Genomic DNA, 6,830 nt, shown 5'->3' with positions numbered 1-6,830 from the left:
CCGCTGGGAGCTGCTCGGCGACCCCGCCCCGCTCCCGCCCGGGGCTCTGCCGGGCGCCGCCTCCCATCGGGACCTCACCTCCCTGCTGGCCGCGGGGCCACCACCGGATCTGGTCGTCGCCCGCTGCGACACCGGCCTGGTCGAGGCGGCCCCCGGACTTCCGGAGGCCGCCACCACGGACCCGGTGACCGCCGCCCGCACCGCCGCGCACCGAGCGGTCCGGCTGGCGCAAACCTGGGTCGCCGAGGAACGCCTCGCCGACACGCGGCTGGTGGTCGTAAGCCGGCGGGCGGTCGCGGTCGACGACGGACCGTGCGATCCCGGTGCGGCCCCCGTGTGGGGACTCTTCCGCTCGGCGCAGACCGAACACCCCGGCCGCTTCCTGCTGGTCGACCTCGACGAGGACCCCGCGTCCGCTGCGGCCCTGCCCGCGGCGGTCGCCTGCGGCGAACCCCAGATCGCGATCCGGGCCGGCCGCCTCCACGCGCCCCGCCTCGTCCGCCCGACGTCCCGCGCCTTCCCGTCCCCCTCCCACGGGGCGCGGTCCCGGTCGCGGTCGGCCGGACGGGTCGCTGAGTCGGCCGTGCCCGCCGGGGAGGTGGCCACGACGCTCGACCCCGACGGAACCGTTCTCGTCACCGGCGGGAACGGGGCCCTGGGGCGTCTGGTCGCGCGGCACCTGGTGGCCCGGCACGGGGTTCGGCACCTGCTGCTGGTCAGTCGCCGGGGTGCCGCCGCCCCCGAGGCCGACGAAGCCGTCGCGGCGCTCGGCGCTGACGTGCGGGTCACGGTCGCCGCCTGCGATGTGGCGGACCGGGACGCGCTCGCCACCGTTCTCGCGGGGGTACCCCACGCACACCCGCTGACGGCGGTCGTGCACACGGCGGGTGTCCTCCACGACTCCGTCGTCGAGGCCATCGACCCGGGGGCGCTCGACCGGGTGCTGCGGCCGAAGGCCGACGCGGCGTGGCACCTGCACGAACTGACCGCGCAGGCGGACCTCGCCGCCTTCGTACTGTTCTCGTCCGTCTCCGGGATCAACGGGGCGGCGGGGCAGGGCAGTTACGCGGCAGCCAACGCCTTCCTCGACGCGCTGGCGCAGTCCCGCCGCGCCCGGGGGCTGCCCGCCGTGTCGCTCGCCTGGGGCCCCTGGGCCTCCGGCGCGGGCATGACCGGGGGGCTCACCGAGACGGACCTGCGGCGGATGCGCCGTACGGGGCTGCTGCCCCTCGACCCGGAGCACGGGCTCGCGCTCTTCGACGCCGCCCTGCGCCGGCCGGGCCCCGCGCTGCGACTGCCGGTGGCCCTGTCCCTGCCCCTGGTGCGCCGGAGCGCACAGCAGGGCGAGGCGTCGCCGCTGCACCGGGAACTGGCCGGCAGCGCCTGGCGCGACCCCGCCACGGGCGACGTCCGCACCCACGAAGGGCCGAAGGGGGACGCCGACGCCGGCTCGACGCCCGTACGGCTGGCGGTCGAGGCCGGACGCTCCGCGCCGGAACAGGAGGACGCCCTCCTCGACCAGGTCCGCACGCACGCCGCGGCCGTGCTCGGGCACCGCGACGGACGACGGGTGGACGCCACCCGCACCTTCAAGGAGTTGGGCTTCGACTCGCTGATGGGCGTCGAACTGCGCAACCGGCTGACCGCCGCGAGCGGACGGCGCATGCCCGCCGGACTGCTGTTCAACCAGCCCACACCCCGGGCCGTGGCCCGCTTTCTGCGCACCCGCCTCGCCCCACCGGACCTCCCGGCCGACGCGAACGCCTCGAACGCCTCGAACACCGAGTGCGCCTCCACCAGCGAGTACGCCTCCACCAGCGAGAACGGCGGTGGCGTACGGGCGGCACTCAGCGCGGCGAGCGTCGACGATCTCTTCTCCTTCATCGACCGCGAACTCGGCACCGACCGGCAGGAGCACGGGGAATGACGGACAGGACGGCAGCGGCACCGGCAGCGTCGGCGGTGGAATCCGAGAAGCTGGTCGAGTACCTCAAGCGGGTCACGGCCGAACTCCACGAGACCCGTGGACGACTTCGCCGGGCCGAGGACAGCGCGCGCGAGCCGGTCGCGATCGTCGGCGTCGGCTGCCGGCTGCCGGGCGGCGCGGATTCGCCGCAACGGTTGTGGGAGGTGGTGGCCGAGGGCCGGGACGCCATCGGCCGCGTTCCGGCCGAACGGGGGTGGGACGTCACGTATCCCGGTGGCTTCCTGTCGGACGTGGCGGGTTTCGACGCCGCCTTCTTCGGCATCTCCCCGCGTGAGGCCGCCGCCATGGACCCGCAGCAGCGGCTGCTCCTGGAGACCGCCTGGGAGGCCTTCGAACGCGCCGGCATCGCTCCGCGCTCGCCCGCGTCCCGGCGGACGGGAGTCTTCGCGGGGCTGGTCGCCCAGGACTACGGGCCCCGTCTGGACGAGGCGTCCGACGACACCGGTGGGCACGTGCTGACCGGCACCACCGCGAGCGTGGCCTCCGGCCGGATCGCCTACACCTTCGACTTCGACGGTCCGGCGGTCACCGTGGACACCGCCTGCTCGTCCTCGCTGGTCGCCCTGCACCTGGCCGCGCAGGCGCTGCGGCGCGGCGACTGCGACCTGGCACTGGCCGGCGGTGTGTGCGTGCTGCCGACGCCCGGCACGTTCCTCAGCTTCGAACGGCAGGGCGGCCTCGCGGCGGACGGCCGGTGCAAGGCCTTCGGGGCCGGAGCCGACGGCACCGGCTGGTCCGAGGGCGCCGTACTGCTCCTCGTCGAGCGGCTCGGTGACGCCCGCCGCAACGGCCACCCGGTCCTCGCGGTGGTCCGGGGCACGGCGGTGAACCAGGACGGTGCCTCCAACGGTCTCAGCGCGCCCAGCGGACCCGCGCAGGAACGCGTCATCCGGGCCGCGCTCGCCGACGCCGGGCTGACCCCCGCCGACATCGACGCGGTGGAGGCGCACGGCACCGGGACCCGGCTCGGCGACCCCATCGAGGCGGAGGCCCTGCACGCCGTGTACGGCGCGGGCCGCCCGGCCGAACGGCCGCTGTGGCTGGGCTCGTTGAAGTCGAACATCGGCCACACCCAGGCCGCCGCCGGCGCCGCCGGTGTCGTCAAGACGCTGCTCGCGATGCGGCACGGTGTCCTGCCCCCGACCCTGCATGCCGACGAGCCCACGCCCGAGGTCGACTGGTCCGAGGGCTCGGTACGGCTGCTGACCGAGGCCCGGGAGTGGCCGGAGACGGGCCGTCCACGCCGGGCGGGCGTCTCGTCGTTCGGGATCAGCGGCACCAACGCCCACGTCATCCTCGAACAGGCCCCTGACGACCTCGACCGCGCCGACACGGGCCACCCGATCGGCGCCACGGGCCAAGACATCAGAGGCGCCACCGCCCCGTTCACCGCGCCGCCCCTGCTGCCGTGGCCGCTCACCGCCCGCTCCCGGACCGCCCTGCGGGACCAGGCCCGCGCCCTGCACCAGCACCTGACGTCCACGTCCACGGCCCCCAGCTCCGCCGGCGAACGTTCCGACGCCGCCGACGCGTCCGCCGCCGATGTCGCCCTGTCGCTCGCGACCACCCGGGTGCCCCTGGAACACCGTACGGTCGCCCTCGCACCGGACCGCGACGGGCTGCTCGCCCTCCTGGCGCAGGCCGCCGACGGCGCCACGCCCCAAGGTCTCGTGCACGGCCACCACGCGGTCCCCGGACCCGCGAGCACCGTCTTCGTCTTCCCCGGGCAGGGCTCCCAATGGGCCGGTATGGCGGTCGACCTGCTGGACGCCTCGCCGGTGTTCGCCCGCCGTATGGCCGAGTGCGAGACCGCGCTCGCGCCGTTCGCCGACTGGCGGCTCACCGACGTGCTGCGCGCCCCGGACGCCGCCGAGGCGCTGACCCGTGTCGACGTGGTGCAGCCCGTGCTCTGGGCGGTCATGGTCTCCCTCGCCGAACTGTGGGCCTCGTGCGGAGTACGGCCCGACGCGGTCCTGGGCCACTCCCAGGGCGAGATCGCCGCCGCGGTCGTCGCCGGGGCGCTCACCCTCGACGACGGGGCCCGCGTCGTCGCCCTGCGCTCCCGGTCGCTGGCCGAACTCACGGTGCGCGGCGGCATGCTCACCCTCGCCGAACCGGCCGACACCGTACGCGCCCGACTGGCCCCCTTCACCGGCCGGCTCGACATAGGCGCCGTCAACGGCCCGGCGTCGACCGTCGTCACCGGTGACACGGCGGACCTGGACGCCCTCGCGGCCGAGTGCGCCCGCGACGGCGTACGCGCCCACCGCGTCAACATCGACTACGCGTCCCACTCGCCCCTCGTCGCCCCGCTGGAGGACCGGATCACCGGCCTCCTCGCCCCCGTACGCCCTCGCGCCGGCCAGGTCGCCTTCTACTCGCCGCTGACCGGCGGCCGACTGGACACCACCGGGCTCGACGCCGGCTACTGGTACCGCAGCCTGCGCCGCACCGTCAGGTTCGAGGAGGCCACCCGCGCGGCCCTCGAGGACGGCCACACCCTGTTCATCGAGGTCGGCCCGCATCCGGTGCTCGTCGGCCCCGTCCAGGGCACCCTCGACGCGGCCGAGCGGGAGGCCGCCGTGCTCGGCACCCTCCGCCGGGGGCGGGGCGGCCCGGAACGCTTCGTCGAGGCGCTCGCCGAGGCGTACGCGCACGGAGCACCCGTCGACTGGACGGCGCTGCTCGTCGGCACCGGCGCGCGCCGCGTCGAGTTGCCCACGTACGCCTTCCAGCGCTCCCGGCACTGGCTGGACAGGCCCGCGACGACAGGCCCGGACGACCCCGCGACGACGGCGCTGTGGGAAGCCGTCGACCGGGACGACGCGGCCGACGTGGCCGCGCGGCTGGGCATACGACCCGACGACTCCCTCACCGCCACCGTGCACGCCCTGGCCGCCTGGCGAACCGACTCCCGCCGTGCCGCCACGCTCGCCCGCTGCCGCTACGAAGTCACCTGGAAGCCCGTCCCCGAACCGGCGGCCCCCCGGCTCACCGGCGACTGGGTGCTGCTGGTGCCGGAAGGGGCGAGCGGCGCGGAGTTCGACAGCGACGCGGAGCAGGCCGACGGCCCGGCGGCGGCCGGCGGTGCCGGGCCGACGGGCCGCGCCGACCGCGCGGATCGCAAGGATCGCGCCGACCGCGCACGCGGCGCCGCCCGAACCGTTCCTGCCGACTGGGCGGCCGACGCGCTGACCGCGTACGGGGCCGACCGGGTCGACCGGGTCACGGTCGGTGCGGGCACCGGACGCGAGGAACTGGCCGGTCTGTTGCGGCGGTTGCACGGCACGGCGGTCGGCGTCGTCTCGCTGCTCGGGACCGACGTACGTCCGCATCCCGGCCACCCCGCCGTCCCCGTGGGGGTCGCCACCACCCTGACGGCCGCTCAGGCGCTCCTGGACCTCGGCGGGTCCGCCCCGCTGTGGTGCCTCACCCGTGGCGCTGTGACCACGGGGCCGGACACGGCACCCCCCGGCGCGGAGGCCCTCGGTGACGGCGAAAGCGGCGGCGAAGCCGCGGACGGGCCGAGCCCGGAGCAGGCCCAGGTCTGGGGGCTCGGCCGGGTCGTGGGGCTGGAGGCGCCCGATGTCTGGGGCGGCCTCGTGGACCTGCCGGCGCGGCTCGACACGACGGCGGCGCGCGCTCTGTGCGCGGTCCTCGCCGCTCCCGGCGACGAACAGGAGTGGGCGCTGCGGGGGACCGGCCCCCGTGTCCGCCGCCTCGTCCGCGCCCCGCGCCCCACCGCGACGCCCGGCCGGACGTGGCGGCCCCGGGGCACGGTCCTGATCACCGGCGGCACGGGCGCCCTCGGCGGCCATGTCGCCCGCCGTCTGGCCAGGGACGGCGCCGACCACCTCGTACTGACCGGCCGCCGGGGCGCCGAGGCCCCCGGCGCCGCCGAACTGGCCGAGGAACTGAGGGCCTCGGGTGCCCGGGTGACGCTGGCCGCCTGCGACGTGGCCGACCGGGCCGCGCTGGCCGACGTGCTCGACGCGATTCCCGCCGAACACCCCCTCACCGCCGTCGTGCACGCCGCCGGCGTCAGCGCGCTCGGCCGGCTCGACGCCACCACGCCCGCCGACCTCGCCGCGATGGCGGACGGCAAGGTGAGCGGCGCCCGCCACCTGGACGACCTCCTCGCCGACCGCGCACTCGACGCGTTCGTCCTCTTCTCCTCCGGCGCCGCCGTCTGGGGCGGCGCCCGACAGGCCGCCTACGCCGCCGCCAACGCCCACCTCGACGCCCTCGCCGCCCGCCGCCGGGCCCGAGGTCTGGCCGCCACCTGTGTGGCGTGGGGCAGTTGGGGCGGGGGCGGGATGGTCGACGCCCGCATCCAGCGCGTGTTCGAGCGGATCGGCGTACGGGCCATGGACCCGGACCTGGCCGTCGGCGCGCTGTTCGACGCCGTCGCCCACGACAGGACCCGCTCCACGGTCACCGACATGGACTGGCGGGCCTTCGCCACCGGGTTCCGTCTCTCCCGTCGCCGCACCCTCCTCGACGACATCCCGGAAGCCGCGGGAGCCCCGTCGTCGACCGGACCCGCTCCCGACGAAGAGCGCGCCGCCGAAACCCCCGCGCTCGCGGCGGCCCTCGCCGGCCTCCCCGACCGTGAACGAGACCGTCGCCTGCTGGATCTCGTACGCTCCTGTGCGGCCACGGCCCTCGGCCACACCGACGCGAACGAGGTCGAGGTCGCGGAGGGTGATGGGGGGGCCGACCTGGTGCGCGTCGGTGTGGCCGAGGCCCGGGGCCCCACCGGAGCGTACCAGACACACCAGGCTCCAGTCGCGTTCAGGTCCGGTAGGACCGGAGGTGTCCGCCACGAGGCCGGGGGGTCCGC

At 76.5% G+C, this 6,830-nt stretch carries 2 protein-coding genes; both read left to right on the top strand.

Annotated features, from left to right (window positions below):
* A partial coding sequence (locus P1P70_RS37315; RefSeq protein WP_319245674.1) for a beta-ketoacyl reductase occupies positions 1–1,927 on the top strand: 1,927 nt, incomplete at its 5' end.
* A partial coding sequence (locus P1P70_RS37310; RefSeq protein WP_319245672.1) for a type I polyketide synthase occupies positions 1,924–6,830 on the top strand: 4,907 nt, incomplete at its 3' end. The genes P1P70_RS37315 and P1P70_RS37310, both read left to right, overlap by 4 nt.

It is taken from the genome of Streptomyces sp. MB09-02B (assembly GCF_033794485.1).
Taxonomy (GTDB): domain Bacteria; phylum Actinomycetota; class Actinomycetes; order Streptomycetales; family Streptomycetaceae; genus Streptomyces.
The sequence above is the reverse complement of the archived record's forward strand: the minus strand, read 5'-3'. Positions and strand labels throughout refer to the sequence as shown.